The organism is Janthinobacterium sp. SUN176, from assembly GCF_030587335.1.
In the GTDB taxonomy this organism is placed as follows: domain Bacteria; phylum Pseudomonadota; class Gammaproteobacteria; order Burkholderiales; family Burkholderiaceae_D; genus Janthinobacterium; species Janthinobacterium kumbetense.
Genome location: NZ_JAPWIA010000003.1, coordinates 109,518 through 129,276 on the forward strand (window position 1 = coordinate 109,518; position 19,759 = coordinate 129,276).

At 61.1% G+C, this 19,759-nt stretch carries 20 protein-coding genes; 5 read left to right on the forward strand and 15 right to left on the reverse strand.

Annotation, left to right across the window (positions count from 1 at the left end):
* Position 1: 1 nt before the first annotated feature.
* From O3299_RS21840 to O3299_RS21885, 10 genes are all read right to left on the reverse strand, one after another.
* Positions 2 to 436 carry a DUF695 domain-containing protein gene (locus tag O3299_RS21840; RefSeq protein WP_070257244.1) on the reverse strand — a complete coding sequence of 145 codons (435 nt, stop codon included), beginning with the start codon at positions 434 to 436 and terminating at the stop codon, positions 2 to 4.
* Positions 437 to 475: 39 nt separating this feature from the next.
* A complete protein-coding gene (locus O3299_RS21845; protein ID WP_305054353.1) occupies positions 476 to 1,138 on the reverse strand; it encodes a hypothetical protein in 663 nt (220 codons plus the stop codon).
* A gap of 133 nt (positions 1,139 to 1,271) precedes the next feature.
* Entirely contained in the window at positions 1,272 to 2,135 is an 864-nt protein-coding gene (locus O3299_RS21850) for a hypothetical protein (protein ID WP_305054352.1), read from the reverse strand.
* A 74-nt stretch (positions 2,136 to 2,209) separates the two neighbouring features.
* Positions 2,210 to 3,205, reverse strand: coding sequence for a PHB depolymerase family esterase (locus O3299_RS21855; protein WP_305063192.1), 996 nt, complete (start codon positions 3,203 to 3,205; stop codon positions 2,210 to 2,212).
* A 124-nt stretch (positions 3,206 to 3,329) separates the two neighbouring features.
* Positions 3,330 to 5,534 carry a TonB-dependent receptor gene (locus O3299_RS21860; RefSeq protein ID WP_305063193.1) on the reverse strand — a complete coding sequence of 735 codons (2,205 nt, stop codon included), beginning with the start codon at positions 5,532 to 5,534 and terminating at the stop codon, positions 3,330 to 3,332.
* A gap of 148 nt (positions 5,535 to 5,682) precedes the next feature.
* Positions 5,683 to 6,489, reverse strand: a complete 807-nt coding sequence (locus O3299_RS21865; protein ID WP_099665259.1) for an alpha/beta fold hydrolase — start codon at positions 6,487 to 6,489, stop codon at positions 5,683 to 5,685.
* A 116-nt stretch (positions 6,490 to 6,605) separates the two neighbouring features.
* Entirely contained in the window at positions 6,606 to 7,244 is a 639-nt protein-coding gene (locus tag O3299_RS21870) for a TetR/AcrR family transcriptional regulator (RefSeq protein WP_218965280.1), read from the reverse strand.
* Positions 7,245 to 7,351: 107 nt separating this feature from the next.
* A complete protein-coding gene (locus O3299_RS21875; protein WP_305063194.1) occupies positions 7,352 to 8,308 on the reverse strand; it encodes a bifunctional helix-turn-helix transcriptional regulator/GNAT family N-acetyltransferase in 957 nt (318 codons plus the stop codon).
* 74 nt (positions 8,309 to 8,382) lie between these two features.
* The gene (locus O3299_RS21880) at positions 8,383 to 8,811 is read right to left on the reverse strand and encodes a hypothetical protein (protein WP_305054347.1); all 429 of its coding nucleotides are present in this window, start codon (positions 8,809 to 8,811) and stop codon (positions 8,383 to 8,385) included.
* A gap of 105 nt (positions 8,812 to 8,916) precedes the next feature.
* Positions 8,917 to 10,872, reverse strand: a complete 1,956-nt coding sequence (locus O3299_RS21885) for a PKD domain-containing protein (RefSeq protein ID WP_305063195.1) — start codon at positions 10,870 to 10,872, stop codon at positions 8,917 to 8,919.
* Positions 10,873 to 11,203: 331 nt separating this feature from the next.
* On the opposite strand from O3299_RS21885, the gene O3299_RS21890 reads away from it, so the two are divergent.
* Both O3299_RS21890 and O3299_RS21895 read left to right on the forward strand, forming a co-directional pair.
* Entirely contained in the window at positions 11,204 to 12,394 is a 1,191-nt protein-coding gene (locus tag O3299_RS21890; RefSeq protein WP_305063196.1) for a hypothetical protein, read from the forward strand.
* 40 nt (positions 12,395 to 12,434) lie between these two features.
* Positions 12,435 to 12,953, forward strand: a complete 519-nt coding sequence (locus tag O3299_RS21895) for a hypothetical protein (protein WP_305063197.1) — start codon at positions 12,435 to 12,437, stop codon at positions 12,951 to 12,953.
* Positions 12,954 to 12,956: 3 nt separating this feature from the next.
* Here the strand turns inward: O3299_RS21895 and O3299_RS21900 are convergent, their stop codons facing one another.
* A complete protein-coding gene (locus tag O3299_RS21900; protein WP_305063198.1) occupies positions 12,957 to 13,673 on the reverse strand; it encodes an SDR family oxidoreductase in 717 nt (238 codons plus the stop codon).
* Positions 13,674 to 13,825: 152 nt separating this feature from the next.
* On the opposite strand from O3299_RS21900, the gene O3299_RS21905 reads away from it, so the two are divergent.
* Positions 13,826 to 15,130 carry an MFS transporter gene (locus O3299_RS21905; protein ID WP_305063199.1) on the forward strand — a complete coding sequence of 435 codons (1,305 nt, stop codon included), beginning with the start codon at positions 13,826 to 13,828 and terminating at the stop codon, positions 15,128 to 15,130.
* Positions 15,131 to 15,186: 56 nt separating this feature from the next.
* Here O3299_RS21905 and O3299_RS21910 read toward each other — a convergent pair whose 3' ends face one another.
* Positions 15,187 to 15,600 carry an SMI1/KNR4 family protein gene (locus O3299_RS21910; protein WP_305063200.1) on the reverse strand — a complete coding sequence of 138 codons (414 nt, stop codon included), beginning with the start codon at positions 15,598 to 15,600 and terminating at the stop codon, positions 15,187 to 15,189.
* 385 nt (positions 15,601 to 15,985) lie between these two features.
* Here O3299_RS21910 and O3299_RS21915 point away from each other — a divergent pair, with 385 nt between their 5' ends.
* Both O3299_RS21915 and O3299_RS21920 read left to right on the forward strand, forming a co-directional pair.
* Entirely contained in the window at positions 15,986 to 17,566 is a 1,581-nt protein-coding gene (locus tag O3299_RS21915) for an isocitrate lyase (RefSeq protein ID WP_034784508.1), read from the forward strand.
* Between the two features lie 176 nt (positions 17,567 to 17,742).
* Positions 17,743 to 18,165 carry a type II toxin-antitoxin system HicB family antitoxin gene (locus O3299_RS21920; protein WP_305063201.1) on the forward strand — a complete coding sequence of 141 codons (423 nt, stop codon included), beginning with the start codon at positions 17,743 to 17,745 and terminating at the stop codon, positions 18,163 to 18,165.
* A gap of 10 nt (positions 18,166 to 18,175) precedes the next feature.
* Here the strand turns inward: O3299_RS21920 and O3299_RS21925 are convergent, their stop codons facing one another.
* The 3 genes from O3299_RS21925 to O3299_RS21935 form a co-directional block, all read right to left on the reverse strand.
* Positions 18,176 to 18,610, reverse strand: coding sequence for an STY0301 family protein (locus tag O3299_RS21925; RefSeq protein ID WP_305063202.1), 435 nt, complete (start codon positions 18,608 to 18,610; stop codon positions 18,176 to 18,178).
* 10 nt (positions 18,611 to 18,620) lie between these two features.
* Positions 18,621 to 19,046 carry a BPSL0067 family protein gene (locus O3299_RS21930; protein WP_305063203.1) on the reverse strand — a complete coding sequence of 142 codons (426 nt, stop codon included), beginning with the start codon at positions 19,044 to 19,046 and terminating at the stop codon, positions 18,621 to 18,623.
* A gap of 337 nt (positions 19,047 to 19,383) precedes the next feature.
* Positions 19,384 to 19,728: a GrlR family regulatory protein gene (locus O3299_RS21935; protein ID WP_305063204.1), complete on the reverse strand. Its 345-nt coding sequence runs from the start codon at positions 19,726 to 19,728 to the stop codon at positions 19,384 to 19,386.
* Between the last annotated feature and the right edge of the window lie 31 nt (positions 19,729 to 19,759).

Genomic DNA, 19,759 nt, shown 5'->3' on the forward strand with positions numbered 1-19,759 from the left:
ATTACTTCGGCAGCGCGGCCATGAAGCCGGCGTAGGTGGACCAGGCGGGGTCGGCCGCGCTGCGGATTTCAATCGGGAACTTTGGACGCGGCGCCAGCGCCGTGTTCAGGCGATTGAAGAATTCTTCGCCCGACTGCGTGTAATAAATCCATTCGCGCAGGTTCTCGCCCGTCGACACCAGCGCCAGCGTGGCAAAACCTTCCTCTTCCACCACGGGCGCCAGCGCCGCTTCCAGCTCTTCCATGTGCTCGCGCTCGTTCGGCGCGGGCATGCCCGTCTCGTCCTCATAACGCCAGGCGATGATGATGCGGTCCGGCTGCGACGACAGGTCCCAATCGTCATGGAAAGTGTCGACATAGCGGTAGATGATGGCCATCTCGTCGCTGTGCGTGACGATGGTGCCCCAGCTGCGGGCGGAAGTGGAATTTTCGTTCATGGTTGCAACAGTCAAAAAAAACAATCGAGGGGGCGCAGCTTACAGCACTGGCGGGCAAGTCACATTCCACGCGTCATACTGGGCACCGCTCTTGCGCAGCCAGACGCGGGCGTAGCTGTCGCGATCGCTCTTGAACACGAGCGCATAGCGCTCTTCGGCACGCGGTGCGGCGGCGCCCACGTCGACGGCCGCCAGCGAAAACTTCAGCGCCCGCAACGGGGCGCAGGCCGTATTGCCCGCCATCAATAAGCGCGCCCGCTCCAGCAGCGGCTTCTGGTACAGCAGCACGCCTTCCAGTTCCGCATCGGGGACGCGCTGCAGCATGCGCACGGGTTCGGCCACGGGGCGGCAAGTGCCGCGGTCGAGCCAGGCAAAATATTCCATGCCCGCCTCCTGCCAGCGCGCCTGCTTGCCCTCGCCGTGCAGCACGAACTTGGTGCGCTGCGTGCGGCACAGCGCGCCATGACCGCGATACGGCGCCGTTTCCACGCTGCCCACCACTTCGCTGCCGCGTCCGCCCACCACGGGCACGCTCTCGAACACGGTGCGCGCAGCCGGCTCGCCCGGATATTGCTGCGCATAAAATTCCAGCAAGGACGCGCGCTGCTGCGCATCCACCGCCACCACCTCGGCGGCACCGGCAGAGAGGCACACAGCCGACACTACGCACAGCGCCAAGGGGCGCACGATATATCTAGGCATGGATCCAGGCATGGCATTCCTTCATCGACGTTCAAGGGCGGGTATCGCCCAAGCGCAGATTATATAGTTACCAGGAAATACCAGGAGCGTACGGGATCGGGAGGTGCCGAAGCTGGCGAAACCGGCTTGTTCTTCAGTCAGCAGTTGACTTGCTGTCCAGTACTTGCCGCAAGACGTGCCGCTTGGCCGCCAGCGCCGCATCCGCCAGGCTCCATTGCTCCAGCCGCAACGCATACGCGGGCGTCATCATCCAGCCGAACACTTCCGCCTTGTCTTCCTCGGGGCCGTAGGCTGCGTACAGGCTGACGAGGCCCGGCTGCGGGTGGCCCAGGTTCTGGAAGCCCTTGCCATAGGCCGTGGCGCCGCCCTGGCCGTAGGCTGTGCCGGGCGGGTTCAGGGCCAGCCAGGCTGGGTCGCGGTAATAGAAATCGTTGAACAGCCGGTATTCGATGAAGTGGTAGTACTCGTGGTGCACGCGCAGCTCCATGCCGGACGGACACATCGCGGCCAGAAGGTTGTCGGCGTAGACGACGCTGTCGATTTCCGGCGCCGGCATGGCCAGGCGGCGCTGGCCGTCCACGCTCAAATCCTTGACCAGGACGACGTGGCGCAAGCCCGTGCGCGCGAAGACGCCGGCCGGGTAGCGCTCCATGGCCGGCAAGACGATGCTAAGAAGCAATTGCAGCCCGGCACGGTCTTGCTCCGACTCCGTAAAGGCGTGCGCCGCGCTGCCGGGCATGGACAAGGTCCAGGCGGGCGCCAGTTGCAAGGCCGCCAGGCGCGCCGTGGCGATGGCCTGCAACTGCGCCACGCTGGCGTCCCTGGGCGCGACGGGCGCATAGCGCACGTTCCAGTCGCATTCGCTGCGCATGCTGTCTTGCTGGGCGGCACGCTCGAGCGCTTGCGCCTCGGCGGCCGATGGGGCGGGCGGGCCGCCACTGGCGCAAGCGGACAGCAAGGCGACGGCAAGGCAGGACAGCAGGCGGCAAGCAGGCATGGGATTTTTCACAGGCATAAAGTGGGGCGCAATCGCGGCGCCCCATTCTACAAGATGGAAATTTCCCTACGCCATCAGCGCTGGTAATTCTTGAAGAAATTCCAGCTGATCACGGTGGCGTCCGGGCCCAGCTCGTCGCTGAATGGCCAGCCGGGAGGGCCGCCGCTCCACGCGTGGTTCATGCCCTCGACCGTGTACTTTTGCGCGATGACGGCGCCGTTGTGCAAATACGTATCGATGGAATAGCTGCGGCCATACGGCACCGTCTGGCGCACGATGCTGTCGGCACGGTAGCGCACGCTGTCATTGTCGAGGCCATCGTCGCCGTAATCGCTCGTTTGCAGGAATTGCTCGATGGTTTGCTCGCCGTTGACCGGATTGACGACGATGTCGGACGTGCCGTGGAACACCATCGTCGGCATCAGCCGGCGCGGCGAACCCGAGCAGCGCCACGCATCCTTGCCGCGCACTTTCGGATCGAAGGAGCTGCCGTTGAACAGGGAATCGGCGGCCGTGACCATGCCCGTGGCGCCCTTGTACATGCCGCCCGAATGCACCATCACGGCGGCGAACACGTCCGAATAGCAGGCCGCCATGATGGACGCCATGGCGCCGCCGGCCGAGATGCCCGTCACATACACGCGGCTGTCCTGCACCGCATACTTGCTCTTGACCTTGTTCAAGATGCCCATCAGCACGGCCGGTTCGCCCGTGCCCCGCTCCTGGTTCAGCGGCAACATGAAATTCCAGCAGCGCATGGGATTGGCCGTGACGTTCTGGCGCGGATAGACGACGATGAAGTTTTCGCTGTCGGCCAGCTGGTTGTAGCGGCTGACGGCGGCCATGCTGTTGGGCTCGGAGCCGCAGCCGTGCAGCATCAGCACGACGGGCAGCGGCGTGTTCGGATTGTAGTTGCTCGGTAGCCAGACCTGGTACTCGCGCGAGCCCCACAGGCTCGCGTACAGGCCGAAGTCCCACTGGCCGGCTGCGGCCGGCAGCGCGGCCAGCAAGCCGCAGGCGGCGATGAGTGCAGATAAGAAGTGACGCAGTTGCTGATTCAGATGTGCCATGCCAGTCTCCTGATTATTATTAAGGACGAAAACAGCGACAACAAACCGGCTTGATGCATATCAAGCCGGCACTTACGACCAGCGAGGCCGGACCCGGCGGGTCCAGCCCCGATAGTTGAGAACCTTAAAATTTGTAGCCTGCCTTGGCGATGATCTGGCGCGGCGGGCCATAGAAACCGTCGAGGATGAACAGCGCAGGAATGTTGTAGCCATCCGTGCGGTAGCGTTTATTGCCCAGATTGCTGCCATGCAAGCTGAAGGTCCAGTTCTTCGGCGCTTCCCATACGACGCCAGCCGTCCACATGCTGTAGCCACCCTGCGCCAGGGTTTCGCTCAAGTCCGTGGTCGGATACACCTTGCTGCGGTAGCCGTAGCCGACCATGCTGCGCAGGGCGCCGCCAAACACGTCGCGGTCCGTGCGCGTCAGGTTCAAGCCCACTTGCCGGCGCGGCGTATTGCTGAACTTTTGCGTATCCGCAATGTTCTTGCCGCCGCTCATGAACTCGTCATAGCTGGCGTTCAGCAAGGCGAGGAAGCCGTTGACTTCCCACTGGCGGTTCGGCCGCCACGAAAATTCGAACTCGGCGCCTTTCACGGTGGCCTTGCCCGCATTCGTGAAGTCGCCATAGAAGCCGGGCAAGCCGCCCGGCTGCACGTAGCTGGTGAAGACGGACAACTGAATATCCTTGTAGCGGTTGTAGAACAGGGCCACGTTGGCGTCGAACGTATCGTCCGGCGCTGCGTACTTCATGCCCACTTCCAGCGCGTCGAGTTTTTCATCCTTGTACGGGCGCGCGGAATCGGGCACGACCAGGTTGTTGGCGCGCACGTTGTAGCCGCCCGACTTGAAGCCGCGCGACAGGTTGCTGTAGAAATTCGTCGTCTTCGACGCTTCATAGCGCACGGACAGTTTTGGCGAGGTATTGCTGACCGACAAAGACTTGTCGAAATCGGCCGCCGTCTGGATCGGCCGCGTAAAGCTCACGTCGGCAAAAGCACGGTTGAGCACGATGGCGCGCTTTTCCTCGCGCGTGTGGCGCAAGCCCGCATTGATGCTCCATGCCTTGCCCACGGGCCAGGTCCAGTCCGTGTACAGCGCCGTGCTGTCCGTCTCCACCGTGCTGACGGCGGCCTGGAACTGGCGGCCCAGGAAATTGTTGTAGATGCCGCCGCCGGCCGTGCCTTCGAAACGGTACAGGCCGATCACGCCGGCGCCATAGTCGCCGCTGTAGGACGCCTGCAATTCCAGGCTTTTCTGCTCGTCGCGCGAATCGCCGAACACGTCGGCGATGGGCTGCGGCAAGCCGTCGAAGTCGATGGTTTGCTCGGACGTGCTGCGCCGCTTGGCGCCGATCACTTTCACGGACCAGTCGTTCGACAAGGTGTAGTTGGCCACCAGCGAACCGCCCCGGTTGTGCGTGAAGTTATTGCCCGGCATGCCGCTCTGGATGTCATACGCATCCGTGCTGGCGGGCCGCTTGAGCGGGTCGAAGGCGCTCACGCCCATGCGCTGGAAACCGCGCACGCCCGATTTGTCGTCCGTGGCGTCCAGGCTCAGCACGACGGTCAAGGGGATGTCCTGCGGGAAGTAACCGACGGACAGGCGCGCGGCCGTGCTGTCCTGGTCGCTGACCTGTTCGCCGTTAAACGTGTTGCGGCCGAAACCGTCACGGTCCAGCTTGGCAGCCGCCAGGCGCGCGCGCCACGTGCCGTTCCCATTGGCTACATTGAAGGCGGCCTTGAAGTTGCGCTGGTTGTAATTGCCGATGCCCACTTCCGCCGAAGCGCCGTTTTCCTTCGCCAGCGGACGCGAAATGTATTTGATGGCGCCGCCGATGGTGTTCTTGCCGTACAGGGTACCTTGCGGACCGCGCAGCACTTCGATGCGCTGCACGTCGAACACGTCGAGCAGCGCGCCTTGCGGACGGGCCATGTAGACGTCGTCGAAATAAATGCCCACGCCCGGGTCCACGCCCCAGACGGGGTCGGCCTGGCCGACGCCGCGGATAAACGCCGTCAGGGTGGTATTCGTGCCGCGCGAAGCGTACACGGTCAGGTTCGGCACGCGTTCCTGCAAGTCGGCCAGGTTCTGGATATTCGCCCGTTCCAGGGCCTTGGCGGAGAACGCCGTGACGGCCAGCGGCACGTCCTGCAGGCGCTCTTCGCGGCGGCGGGCGGAGACCGTCACGGTTTCCATGCGTTCCTTCGCATCGCTGGCTTCCTGGGCGCTGACGGCAGTTGCCGGGTTGGCTTCCTGCGCCTGGGCCTGGGTGGCAAACGCGCCGGCAACGGCGAGGGCGGCGGGCATCAATTTCAAAGCAAGTTTCATAGCGTCTCCAATGTCAGGCTTGCTTACCGCCAGGAAAAACGGCCGGATTCCAGAATCGCAAGACGTAACGGTACCCGCGCGCAAAAAGCGTGCACCTGCCCTGCGATGACTGTGTTCCGGCCCTCGGCCCGTGCGGCGAGTGGCCTGTTTATTTTGAATTTATGGTAAGGAAGGACTGCAACAAGGTATTCACACGCTGCGCCTGGTCCAGGGGCGTGGCGTGGCGCGAGTTCGCGATGATCTCGATCTCGCACTGCTGAAACTGTGCGGCAAAAGCCCGCTTGCTGGCGACCGGCGTGTAATCCTGGTCCGCCGCCATGATCAGGACGGGCATGGCCAGGGCCTGGAAATGGATGTCGATATCCCAGTGGAAAATGGCGTCCAGCGCGGCCAGGTAGGCGCGCTTGTCCATGCCCGCCATCTGCGTGGCAAAGCGCTCGACGAGGGCTTGCTGTTCAGGATCGGGAAACAGTTTTTTGCCGATGATCTTGCCCATGGCTTTCAAGCCGAAGGTGGCGATCACCGTGCGGCGCAGCCAGTAGGCAAACAGCAGCGCGGCCGGTTTGCTGCCCTGGAACGGCTGGGAATTGATCAGGCACAAACTGGCGACCCGGCCGGGGGCGCGGTTGGCCATTTCCAGGCCCACCATGCCGCCCAGCGAAAAGCCGACGATGTGCGCGCGCGCCACGTCGAGCTGGTCCATCAGGTTGAAGAGGTCGTTGGCGAAGTCGCCGATCTGCCAGTCGCCGTTGGGCGCGGGACTGGCGCCATGGCCGCGCAGGTCGGGCACGATCAGGCGATGGCTGCTGCCGAGGGCGTCGATTTGCGGGCGCCAGTCTTCGGCGCAGGAACCGAGGCCGTGCAACAAAAACACGGGATCGCCCTGCCCTGCCTGTGTGCCGGGACCGAGGTCGAGATAATGCAATGGAACATCGGATGTCGTGTGACGCCGCATTCTGTCTCCTTGCTGTTGAACATGCTTTGTGTTCAGGTGCAGGAATATATTTTCCTGCTGTTGGAAAACATAATACGGAATCCGAATTCCGATTTCAAGTTAAATCGGTAAATATCTCAAGTCAGGTAATTTAAAGCAACACGTACCAGCTCGTCTTCCAGCGCGGCCGCCGACAGGAAGGACAGCGAACCCGACAACACGTGCTGGTTCAGGATGCCCAGCAGCACGGGCGGCACCACCATCATCGCCTGCGTGGGATTCGGATGGCGGATGCTGGCCGACTTGCTGGCCAGCACGGCGACCGTGCGCTGCGAGATCAGATGGTTGATCTGGTGCACCTTGTCGCGGAACTGCGCATCCTGCGAGCAGCGCGTGATCAGGGCGCGCAGCACGCCGCGCCGGCCCATGTTGACGGCCACGAACATGGCCACCATGGCGCGGATGAAGTCTTCCAGGCTGCGCCCTTCCCACTGGCGCAGCTCCGTCAGGGTTTCGACCTTTTCCACCATGTCGGAAAAAAAGCGCTGCAGCAGCAAGCGGCTCAAGGTGTCCTTGTCGCCCAATAAACGGTAAAACGTGCCCACCGAGGTTTCCGCCAGTTTTGCCAGGTCGGCCACGCCGATTTCATCGAAACGGTTTTCCGCCAGCAACTGTTCCCCTACCAGCAGCAAGCGCTCGAAGGCCAGCTTGCTGCGCGCCTGGGTGGGCTCGGGTGGAACGATCAACTGCGGGAAGGGCATCGGGAAGGAAGGCATGCGGCGTCGGCGTCTCGGAATAGTGGAACCTAAGTTCCGTTATGGATGCGCGTATTGTAACGCGGGAGACGGCCGATGGGGAGCGCCGCGTGACGCCCTGGCGTGCGCTAGCGGCCCTGCCACTCCATGTAGACGTCGGCGCGCTGGTAATGGGCGTCGCCGGCCGGCCGCGCCACGTGCGTAAAACCGCTGCTTTCATACAGGCGGATGGCGGGCGCCAGCTTGCTGTTCGATTCCAGGAACAGCAATTGCGCGCCGCTGGCCTCGAAGGCGTCGAAGGCCCGTTCGATCAGGCGGCGCGCGATGCCCAGGCCCTGGCACTCGGGGGTGACGGCCATCTTCGACAGCTCGATACTGGCGTCGCCGGCGCGGATCAGGGCGCAGGTGCCGACGATGCGGCCATCGAGGCGCGCAAGGAATATCTGCCCGCCAGCGTCGAGAATCGAGCGTTGCGGATCGGACAGCACCTTGTCGTCCAGCGCCTCGACATAGAAATACCGCTCCAGCCAGGCGATGTTCAGCCGCTTGAAGTCTGCCGCGTATTGCGGCTGGTAATCGATGATTTCCACGGCCGCCCGCTCGCGCTGGCGCCGGCAGGCGGCGATCGTTTCGCCGAAGCCTTGCGCCTGCAGGCGCGCTTCGGCCCGGTCCAGGCTGGCCATCAGCTGCGGCGTACCGTGCTCGAAGACGCTATCGACGGCCGCGCGTACATCGTCCCACAGGGGCGCCATGTTGCGCAGCAACGCTTGCCCGGCGTCGGACAGCGCCAGCAGCCGGCGCCGCTCATCCTTGGCGTCCGGCATCTCCGCCACCACGCCGGCATCGAGCAGCTTGCGCCCCAGCTGCACCACCACCGGATGCGTCTGCCCGATCTGCGCGGCCAGGGCCGTGATCGCCGTCGGGCCGTTGTCGCGCAGCAGCAATAACAAAGGGAAACAGCGCGACGTCAGCTCGACGCCGGCGGCCAGATAGCTGGTGTCGACGCCCGCATACAGTTGATCGGAAAGACGGCGCAGGCGGCTGGCCAGCATCAGGGAGCCGTAGGTTTGCAAGTTCGAAGACATGTTGGGCGGGATATATGTAAGTAGTTACGTATACCCTAACGTAAACGGGCTTTCCAAGTCAAGGGCAGGCTTGCTTAGTCCTCATCTTCCGCCAGCGCCTCCTGCAGCCTGGCTTGAAACACGGTCTCGACCAGCTCTTCCAGTCCCGGCCACACCTGCGTCAGCCAGCGCTTGCCCTCTGCGCTCACCGCCACATACGGCGCGTCGCGCGTGGCGCAGGCCAGGCCGATGGCGATGACTTGCCCCGCATCGTCCAGGCCGCCCGCGATCATGGCGTCGATCGGCAAGGCGATCAGCTCGGCGGTCAGATGCGGACGCAGCAGGCAGGCGGGCGCGATGATGGCGAACGATGCTTCCACGTAACTCCAGCAGTTGGTGGGCCAGTGGGCGGCTTTGACGGCGCCGAGGAAGGCCGCGTCGCCGATGGCATCCGGATGGGCTTGCGCCTGCGCATAAAAGGCGGCCAGGGCGACGAGTTGGGGCGGGGAAGTCCAGGTGGGCATGGGGTAGGAGGCAAGGTGGGCTGGCGAACGCGGAACCGAAGCCCGGCATTCGCCATATTACATCACTGGGTTACATCATTTAGTTACATCACTGAGTTACATCACTTAGTTTGACGTGAAGTCGGCGTTATAAACGAAAGACTGGCCCGTTTCCGCCACAAAGAACTTGTAGCTCAGTTTAGCCGTTGCGCCATTCGTCTTGGGCGACACCAGCGAGAAGGTGGCGCTGCTGCCGGCAGGAATGACCTGGCCCGACACCAGACCGACGATGGCCGGAACGACCTTGCCGGTACTGTCGACGGCCGTCACATTGGTAATCATGAAGCTCGTCCCGGCGGCGGCCACCTTGAAGGTATCGACCGTAAAGTTGGCCGCACACGATCCCGAGCACGACCTCTGTACCGTCGCATTGGCGAGGTAAGGCAAGCCGGTCTTCGTCTCGACCGGACCGGCCCCATTGTCCTGCACCTGGTATAAATTGAGCAGATTCGGCGTCGCCGTTACCGTGACATTATCTTCGCCACTATTGACCGAGCCATCGTTGACGATTAATGTCGCGACATAATCACCGGCCATATCTGCGACAAATGTCGGCTGCGCGTCAGTCAGCGACGACAGCACGGCCGCACTGCCAGCAGGCTTGCTCTTCAACTGCCAGCGGTATGTCAAGACATCGCGTTCTACATCTGTACTGCCAAGTCCCGTCAAACGCACGGTCGTTCCTGGCGCGACAACCTGGTCCATGCCCGCATTGGCCATCGGCTCCGCATTGGTCGAGCTTGCAGTCGCAATAATGGTGGCGGTTGATGGTGCACTGTCGACCGTACCGTCATTGACGACAAGGCTGACGACATAGGTTCCCGGCACATTCGCCCAAAATCTGCTGACTGCCTGGCTGCGGTACAATTCGCCGGGAAACGGTTGCAGCATGCTATTTGGCGGCACGGAGATGAACGTCCATTTATAGCTGAGATTGTCGCCGTCCGCATCCGAACTGCCCCTGCCATCGAGGGTCACGATATCCGCACCTGCCAGCACACGCTGATCCACCCCGGCATTCGCCACCGGAGCGGCATTCGTGGACGTCGCCGTAATCGTGACGCTCATTGAATCGCTCGATGTCGTTGCGTCCCACACACGCAACGTGGCGACGTACGTGCCAGCCTTGTCGGCGATAAAAGAGGGTTTCACCAGCGTTGCGGACGACAACGTGGCAGTACTCCCCGCAGGACGGTAAGTCAGGGTCCAGTAATACGTCAGGGCATCGCCATTCGCATCGGAACTTGCGCTGCCATCAAGAATGACGGTGTTCCCCTTGAGCACGTTCTGCGCCACGCCCGCATTGGCCAATGGCCGGGCATTGCCGACAACCGCCGTCGTCGTCACGAAAGCCGGCGCACTATCGACCTTGCCATCGTTGACAACCAGGCTCAGTTCATAGGCACCCGGCAAATCCACGCCGACATACGGACGCACGGAGTTTGCATCCACGATCCGTACAGTACTGCCGGCAGGTTTCGATACCAGGCTCCATTTATAGGTGAGGATATCGCCATTCGCATCGCTGCTTGCGCTACCATCCAACATGATACCCATACCCGCAACAATGGTCATCGACTGCCCCGCGTTAGCGACAGGCGGGGCATTGGCTACCGACGCGGCAACCGTCACCGACGACAGCTCGCTGCTGATCTTGCCATCATTGACCATCAGCGTGGCCACGTACACGCCCTCCACATCAGCGGTAAAAGTCGGTTTCACGGCAGATAAGGAATCCAGGACAGCGGCGCTGGATGCAGGTTTGGAGCTGATCACCCATTTGTAGGTCAAGGCATCGCCATTCGCATCGGAGCTGGTACTCGCATCCAAGGTCACGACGCTGCCGACCACCACGCTTTGGGCCGGCCCGGCCTGCGCGACGGGCGCCGTATTCGCCACCGGAATGGAAGGGGTAACGGGTGGCACGACTGCGCCGCCATTGTCCGCCGAGTTATTACTTCCGCCGCCACAGGCCGACAAGGCAGCAAAAGCCAGCGCACAAAATAAAATTCTACTATTCACGTGATATTCCGATCAGGTTAATGATATTTCACTCGACCCGAATTATTCACGATAAGTAAAAAATATGATAGGCAACCGCTGAATTGAACGGCATAAAAATATATTAATTCCAGCGCCGCCTTCGTATTGTCCATTTCAAGCAGAGGAAAATATCGCACCACAACCATCTAATAAAATTCATTTGTAACGATGAGTCACCACAGGAAGCCGAATTAATAAACACGAAAACAAGGACGATGCATTTTGATCGAAAAGAAATCTGCCACCATCAATAAAATCACGGGCGGCACAGGTCATAATGGCAGCTCGTCGCGATCATTTCATTCATTCCATGCCATCCTCATTCGAACACTGGAAAGCCGAACTTTTAATTTTGGGCAACATCATCCAGGACGACGACAGCACCACGCCGCCCGATGAAGCCCAGCAGCGCTTCCAGCGCTATTGCGCCATGCTCGATGCGCTGACGGGCAAGGAAGGCGCGCAATACGCACTGGCCATCTTTCAATCCGTGCAAGCCGAACACGATTACGGCGCCTACCAGATAGCCAACCGCGCCGCCTGGCGCTACGGCGAGACGGCGTATTGCATGGCACTGCTGCATGAACTGCCGCGCCTGATCGCCACCTTGCCCGACTGGGCGGGCGAGTTTCTCGTCGGTATCGCCAATGGCGCCGGCACGCCCCACGCCTCGGCCATCAATTGCTTCAACTCCCTGCTGGCCGGCGCGCCGCCCGCGCCTCAGGCGCTGATCGCGGCCTTTATTGCCGAGGAAGAAGACGATGGCTGGTTCGAGCATTGCCCTGGCGTGCTGGGCGCCGTTGCCGGCGAGCGCTACGCGGGCATCATGCCTGGCCACGCTGGCGCCCCCGGCTACCAGCTGTTCCTGCTGCCCGGCGAAGGCGGCGCCCTGCCCTGGCAAGCCGCGCTCGACTGGGCCGCGGCGCGCGGCGCCTGCCTGCCCACGCGCAGCGAACTGGCCTTGCTGCACGCCAACTTGCGCGACGCCTTTCCGGATGCCTGGTACTGGTCGTCGGAAGCGGACGCCATCCTGCCCCGCCTGGCCTGGAGCCACGATTTCGATAACGGCACCCAATACAACTTTCGCAAGACCTATAGCGGCCGCGCCTGCGCCGTGCGCCGGGTCGAATTGGCGCCAGCGGCGGCCGCCCCCGTCCCCTTGCGGCAGGGCGAGCGCTATGCCGGCCTGATTCTCGGCAAGGATGGCGCGCCCGACTACCATCTGCTATTGCAGCCGGACAAGCTCGAGCCGGAGTACGACTCGTGGCAAGCCACGTCGGACTGGGCCGCCAGCCTCGGCCACAGCTTGCCGAATCGACGCGAGCAGACCTTGCTGTATGCGACATTGAAAGAGGCATTCCGGCCAAACTGGCACTGGTCGAGCGAGCCGGGCGACATCGAGGACGAAGCCTGGTGCAAGGACTTTGACACGGGCGTCGCCTATCAGACTTTGCGCGAGTTCGACGGCTACGCGCTCTGCGTGCGCCGGGTGCTTGTATAGTGCGCGTTTGCTCAGCCGAGCTGTCCCATCAAGGAAAACCATGCTGTTATCACTCGACGATCCCCTCTGGCCCACCCTGGAAGGCGGCTACCGCGTACCTTACGACGTGGCCGAGGCGCTCAAGGCCATGCAGGCGGGCGAAGACGTCTGGCATGAGCTGTGGGAAGAGCTGCACCACCAGGGCGACGTGGGCGTCGCCTCGTATGCGGCCGTACCCCAGCTCGTCGCCATGCTGGGCGGCGCGCAAGCGCGCGAAGAAGATTTCTATGCGCTCATCGCCCTGATTGAAATCGAGCGCCACCGCAAACACAATCCGCCTCTGCCGGACTGGCTGGCCGACAGCTACCGCGATGCCTGGGCGCAACTGCCCGCCATCGCCGCGCGCGACTTGCAGGGCCAGCTCGACCCCGTCATGCTGCAATCCGTGTTCGCCGTGCTGGCCCTGGCCAAGGGCAACTTGCGCCTGGGCGCCCTGCTGCTGCAGATGGACTCATCCGAAGCGGACGAGTGGCTGGAAGAGCGTCTCGGCTGGTCCGAGGTCTACGGCAAGGACGCGTAAGAGTCAGAAACGCTCGTCGCGCAGCGCGGGCATCACCAGTTCGCGCACGAACGAGGCGTTCGACAGGTTCAGCAGCATGCGCACGACGGCAACGACGTCATGCACGGGTATCAGCTCGCCTTCGCCGCGCGCGCTAGCGTCCGCCAGCGGCACGGACAAGCCATCGTAGGTATTCAGGTAACCCAGCTGCAGCGCCGTCACGGCCAACCCCTGTTCGCGGAAACCTTCGCGCAAGGCGTCGGCGATGCCGTTCAGGGCGAATTTCGACGCGCTGAACGTCACCTCCGGGCGGCCGCTCTGGCGCAGGCCGGACGTCGACCCCGTGAGTATCAGCTGCGGCTTGTTGCTGGTCAGCAAGCGTGGCACCAGGCGCTTGAGCAGCAAGATCGTCGCCGTGATATTCGTATTGACCATGTCGACGATGGCGTCGTCCGCATCGCCGAGAAAAGCGTAGTCATCGCTGAACGCCTTTTCTTCCCACACGCCCAGGTTGTAGATCACCGCGTCCAGCGCGGCCGGCGCTGCACGCGCGATGCGTTCGACCGCCTCGGCGGGTGCGGCCAGGTCCGCCGCGATCCATTGCAGCTGCGTGCCCTGGCCGGCGGGCAAGTCGGCAGGTTGCTGGCGCGATACGCCGATGACGGCATGCCCGTCAGCGAGCAAACCGTCCACCAGCGCGCGTCCCAGGCCCCGGCTGGCGCCCACGATCATGATGTGCATACTGTGTCCTTTGCAATGAAGTCAACGCCGATGATAGCGGCGTTGTATTAAGCACAGCTGAGGCGGCTCCCCCTCCCCCCCGCATTTACTCACGCGGCGGAAATGCGTATGCTAGGTCTGGCAATCTCCCATAACACACAAGAACGAGACACATGCCTACCTCCGACACCGCCGCAAGCAACGCCGCAAGCCGTCCCCTCACCCAGCAAGACTACAAGACCCTGTCGCTGGCCGCCCTGGGCGGCGCGCTGGAATTCTACGACTTCATCATCTTCGTCTTCTTTGCCAACGCCATCGGCCAATTGTTCTTCCCGCCGGAAATGCCGGAATGGCTGCGCCTGCTGCAAACCTTCGGCATCTTCGCCGCCGGCTACGTCGTGCGCCCGCTGGGCGGCATCGTCATGGCCCACTTCGGCGACTTGCTCGGCCGCAAGCGCATGTTCACCCTCTCCATCCTGATGATGGCCGTGCCGACCTTGCTGATCGGCCTGCTGCCCACGTATGCCACCATCGGCCTGGCCGCCCCGCTGCTGCTGCTGTTGATGCGCATCTTCCAGGGCGCGGCCGTGGGCGGCGAAGTGCCGGGCGCCTGGGTGTTTGTGTCCGAACATGTGCCCAGCCGTTTCACGGGCTTTGCCTGCGGCGTGCTGACGGCCGGCCTGACTGTCGGTATTTTGTTGGGTTCGCTCGTGGCGACGGGCTTGAACACTGCCTACACGCCGGCGGAAATCACCGATGGCGCCTGGCGCTATCCGTTCTTGCTGGGTGGTATCTTCGGCTTCGGCGCCATGTATCTGCGCCGTTGGCTGCATGAAACGCCCGTCTTCGCGGAAATGCAGCAGCGCAAGGCGCTGGCGACGGAAATGCCCTTGAAATCCGTGCTGCGCAACCACCGCGGCGCCGTCGTCGTGTCGATGCTGCTGACGTGGATGTTGTCGGCCGGCATCGTCGTCGTCATCCTGATGACGCCTGCCCTGCTGCAAAAGATCCACCACATCGCGCCGCGCACCACGTTGGTGGCCAATACCGTGGCGACCCTGTGCCTGGCTTTCGGTTGCATCATCGCCGGCATGCTGGCCGACCGCCTGGGCGGCAAGCGCGTGATCTTCGTCGGTTCCGTGCTGCTGGCCATTTCCACGTACCTCTTCTACACCACCGTCGGCACCCGCCCCGACCTGCTGCTGCCCCTGTACGCCATGACGGGTTTATTTGTCGGCGTCGTCGGCGCCGTGCCCTACGTGCTGGTGCAAGCGTTTCCGGCCCAGGTACGCTTCTCGGGACTGTCGTTTTCCTACAACTTGTCGTATGCGATTTTCGGCGGCCTGACGCCCGTGGTCGTGACCCTGATGCTGAAGAACAACGTGCTGGGCCCCGCCTATTACGTGATCGGCGTGTGCGTGGTCGGCATGCTGACGGCCCTGTTCATCAAGGACCAGCGGCAGACGGTGGGACGCTAGATTTGGGCAGCGCACGGGCTTGCCTCGTGCGCTGCAGCAGTTGCCCCGGCAAGCGATCAGGAAAATAGCGATAGAAAGTCTGCAAAGGAGTTTGAAATCTTCCGCCAGTAATCATCGTCCCACAAGATGACGGATGGTGCGCCCCGGGCGCCCCTGAAATCGAGACAGAATGGACTCCCGTCACCGGCCATGCCGAAACAAATGACTTCTGTAAAATCAACGATGTCCGGCATGGCTCCCGGGCCAGCACTGCCGCTTCCAGGCTCCCCATAGCAGCCATCGCCGACGAAATACGCCCCAAGCTGCACTGTCCGGGCAGTCAATTCGACGGCATCCGTATAGATGTGCGCCAATTCCGTCTGCAGGACGCGACCGAAAGAATCGAGTTCCTCCTTCAGCCTCAAATTGCAGAATCCTGCCGCATCCCGATATCTTGCCGCAAAAGCAATATACTCGACGGGTAAATCCATACCGTTAATCTGCATCGCTGACGTTACCTTTCACAAGCGGAGCATGATATTAAAACAAATGTACCGCTACGCCACCTTCGGGTGGCTCCTTTCGCCCCGATTTGTCGCGCTGCACCAAAATCTGAAAAGGCGTTTCACATCGCGGGATTTCAAACGGCAGACTCATCCATTAATGCTCTCACTTTTTGAAAATTCATTTCACATCCTGAAAAATCATAATTAAGTCGTTGAAAAAGAACGATTAAATTTAAGTTATATGTCTTATATAAGACTTGAAGATCGGCGCGAATCGGCCTACTATTTAGTCATGCAGTTTGCTTCGACAAGACGTTGTGGCGCACTCGGCGATTTTCTCAAACATAGCTTTTCTTTTTAGGAGATTCACATGTCCCAATATCAAGACGACATCAAGGCTGTTGCTGGTTTGAAAGACCAACAAGGTAGCGCCTGGAACGCCATCAATCCCGAGTCCGCCGCCCGCATGCGCGCCCAGAACAAGTTCAAGACTGGCCTGGACATCGCCAAGTACACGGCGAAGATCATGCGCAACGACATGGCCGCCTACGATGCGGACCCATCGAAGTACACCCAGTCGCTCGGTTGCTGGCATGGTTTCATCGGTCAACAGAAGATGATCTCGATCAAGAAGCACTTCAACAGCACCGACCGCCGCTACCTCTACCTGTCCGGCTGGATGGTCGCCGCCCTGCGCTCCGAGTTCGGCCCGCTGCCGGACCAGTCGATGCATGAAAAAACCGCCGTCTCCGCCCTGATCAAGGAACTGTACACCTTCCTGCGCCAGGCCGATGCGCGCGAACTGGGCGGCCTGTTCCGCCAATTGGACGCGGCCCAGGGCGATGCCAAGCAAGCCATCCAGGCCAAGATCGACGGCCACGTGACCCACGTCGTGCCCATCATCGCCGACATCGACGCCGGTTTCGGCAATGCGGAAGCGACTTACCTGCTGGCGAAGCAGTTCATCGAAGCGGGCGCCTGCTGCATCCAGATCGAAAACCAGGTATCCGACGAGAAACAATGCGGCCACCAGGACGGTAAAGTCACGGTGCCGCACGAAGACTTCCTGGCCAAGATCCGCGCCATCCGCTACGCCTTCCTGGAACTGGGCGTGGACGACGGCATCATCGTCGCCCGCACGGACTCGCTGGGCGCCGGCCTGACCAAGCAGATCGCCGTCACCAACGAACCAGGCGACCTGGGCGACCAATACAATTCCTTCCTCGACTGCGAAGAAGTGTCGGCTGACGCGCTGGGCAATGGCGACGTCATCATCAAGCGCGAAGGCAAGCTGCTGCGTCCGAAACGCCTGCCGAGCAACCTGTTCCAGTTCCGCGCCGGTTCCGGCGAAGAGCGTTGCGTGCTCGACTGCATCACCTCCTTGCAAAACGGCGCCGACCTGCTGTGGATCGAAACGGAAAAACCGCATATCGCGCAAATCGGCGGCATGGTCAGCGAAATCCGCAAGGTCATCCCGAATGCCAAGCTGGTGTACAACAACAGCCCGTCGTTCAACTGGACCCTGAACTTCCGCCAGCAAATCTTCGACGGCATGAAAGCGGCAGGCAAGGACGTGTCCGCCTACGACCGCGCCCAGCTGATGAGCGTGGAATACGACCAGACGGAACTGGCGATCGCCGCCGACGAGAAGATCCGCACCTTCCAGGCCGACTCGGCCCGCGAAGCCGGCATCTTCCACCACCTGATCACCCTGCCGACCTACCACACGGCAGCCTTGTCGACGGACAACCTGGCCAAGGAATACTTCGGCGACCAGGGCATGCTGGGCTACGTGGCCGGCGTGCAGCGCAAGGAAATCCGCCAGGGCATCGCCTGCGTGAAACATCAAAACATGTCCGGCTCGGACATCGGCGACGACCACAAGGATTACTTCAGCGGCGAAGCGGCGCTGAAGGCGGCTGGTAAAGACAACACCATGAATCAGTTCTGAGCTTTTGGTTTGGTTGTAGAGTAAGAAGGCCCGCTTTGGCGGGCTTTTTTGCGTCTGAAGGTTGCGTAGCGTCAGACCAGGAATACACACTGATACACATTATGCGTATGCTTGCAGAGAGCAACATTTCTCCTCCGCGTTGCCGAGTTCAACAGATAGTGCATGAGGGAACAGCCATGAATATCCCCGTTATCATTTTTAAAGATGCCGATAGTGTGTACGGTGTGAATGTCCCCGACATCAAAGGCGTCCACTCGTGGGGAGATAGCGTGGAAGACGCGCTCAACAACGTCCGCTCAGCCATCACCAGCCACATCGAGACACTGCTGGAGCTGGACGAGCCAGTGGAAATCACGCAAAGCAAGATCGAAGCCCTGCAGGCCAATCTTGAGCATGCGGGTGGCATCTGGGCATTGGTCCACCTCGACCTTGAAAAGCTCGACAGCAAGCCCGAACGCATCAACATCAGCCTGCCGCGTTTTGTGTTGAGCAAGATCGACCGCTATGCGGCGGCGCGGCACGAGACGCGCAGCGGCCTGCTGTCGCGTGCGGCGCTCAGCTTGATCGAGGCCGAAGCCAAGGGCGGTGGAGTGCGGTGATGCCAATGACTTAACGGCAATCGATATCGATCTCGTTCTGCCCGGCCTTGCTACCCTTCCTGTAGGTGAATTCACAAAGGCTGACGCTGTCGTCCATTCTCCGAGACAGCGTGACTTCGCCATGCGCGCCGTAACTGCATTGCAACCACTTGCCGTCTGGATAGGGGCCTTCCAGGCGGTAGCTGAGTATCGTACGCCCTTTCTTCGTGCGCTCCCCGCCGGGCACGAGCTGCCCCCTGCGCTCCGGTGCGCCGTCGATCGGCGCTGCGGCACTGAGGTAGAGCGAGCTGCCGATATATGGCGTCCAGCCGGCAGGCACGGCGTTCAGGCTGATCGAAGTCGCAGGCACGCTCTGCGGGCAGGCATATGAGGCGGTCACGGCAGCCTGCGTGAACACAGGGAAAATGCAGCCGGCGGCGCAAATCGACAAACGTTTATGTCGCATGGATGCTCCTCTATTCGATGACAAAAAAAGCATCGGCATTGTTGCTGGGATCGATATGCAAGCCATTTTTGTACTGGCCTTTGGAACGCAAGGTTCGCGAAGTCACGATGCCCAGGCGCTTGCCCGTCCACTGATCCATGACAATGATGCCGTCCAGCGTCTGCCCCATATACAAGGCCGCGTGATTGCCTTGTTGATGATTCGCATACTTCCCGTTGATAAACGTGGCAATGGCCGTGCCCTTGCGCAGCAAACGATTTCCCAGCACGGCTTCCCCCTGCTTCCAGGCCAATGTGGCAGGCGCACCCGCGTAGTGGCGGACCAGCGCAACGCATTGATGGTTGCCGACCATGGTGGTTTTTTCCAGGTCGTCGACTTTGCTGTAGGTGTAGGACATGGGACTCTCCGGTGTTAGTGGGAGAGGATTACGATACATGGGGGAATCTGTGGGGGAGTTGAGAAGCGACAAGGTTTGCGGGGGAATAAGGCTTATGCAAAGTTGATTGCGTATCTGTATTCAAATGAATACAGTTATCTCAGAAGATGATCACAAAAAGCCAAACACTTCAGCAACTGGTTGTCCCAGATCAAGGACGACAAGACAAATGCAATCATCGCTCAGCACATCGTCCGCCTGGAAAACGGGCTGGGTGACGTGAAGGCAGTTAGCCGCGGCACAAGTTTGTGTTCAGCGGCTGAAACCCAACGGGCGGTAGAAATTGGATACAAAAAAGCCCGCAATACGGCGGGCTCATTTCGACATAAAAATCTTCTTACAAATCTAACGGAGCAATCCAGGTGCCGGTAATTACGATTCCTTGCGCCCCTGGTATAGGGGCAGGTGCCGCAAGATGGAAGTTGGCGTCACTTGCAGTTCCTTTTGCATGCAACACAAACTTACCACCAGTGCCCCCAAAGACTGATTTAGCAGCGCCTGACAGCGCGGAAACAGTGATCGTTGACGCTACAGCTGAAGAATCCCCAGTTGCCTTACCACTGTAAAGAAACTGGCTATCACCACCATAAACCGCATCATCCTTTGCAACGACAAGGCCGCCCTCGCCAGGAAGTCCAGCCGCGAAAGCAACTTTGTAGAAACCGTCTTTAATAATCGACATAAAGGCTCCAATACATTGCCTGGCATTATTG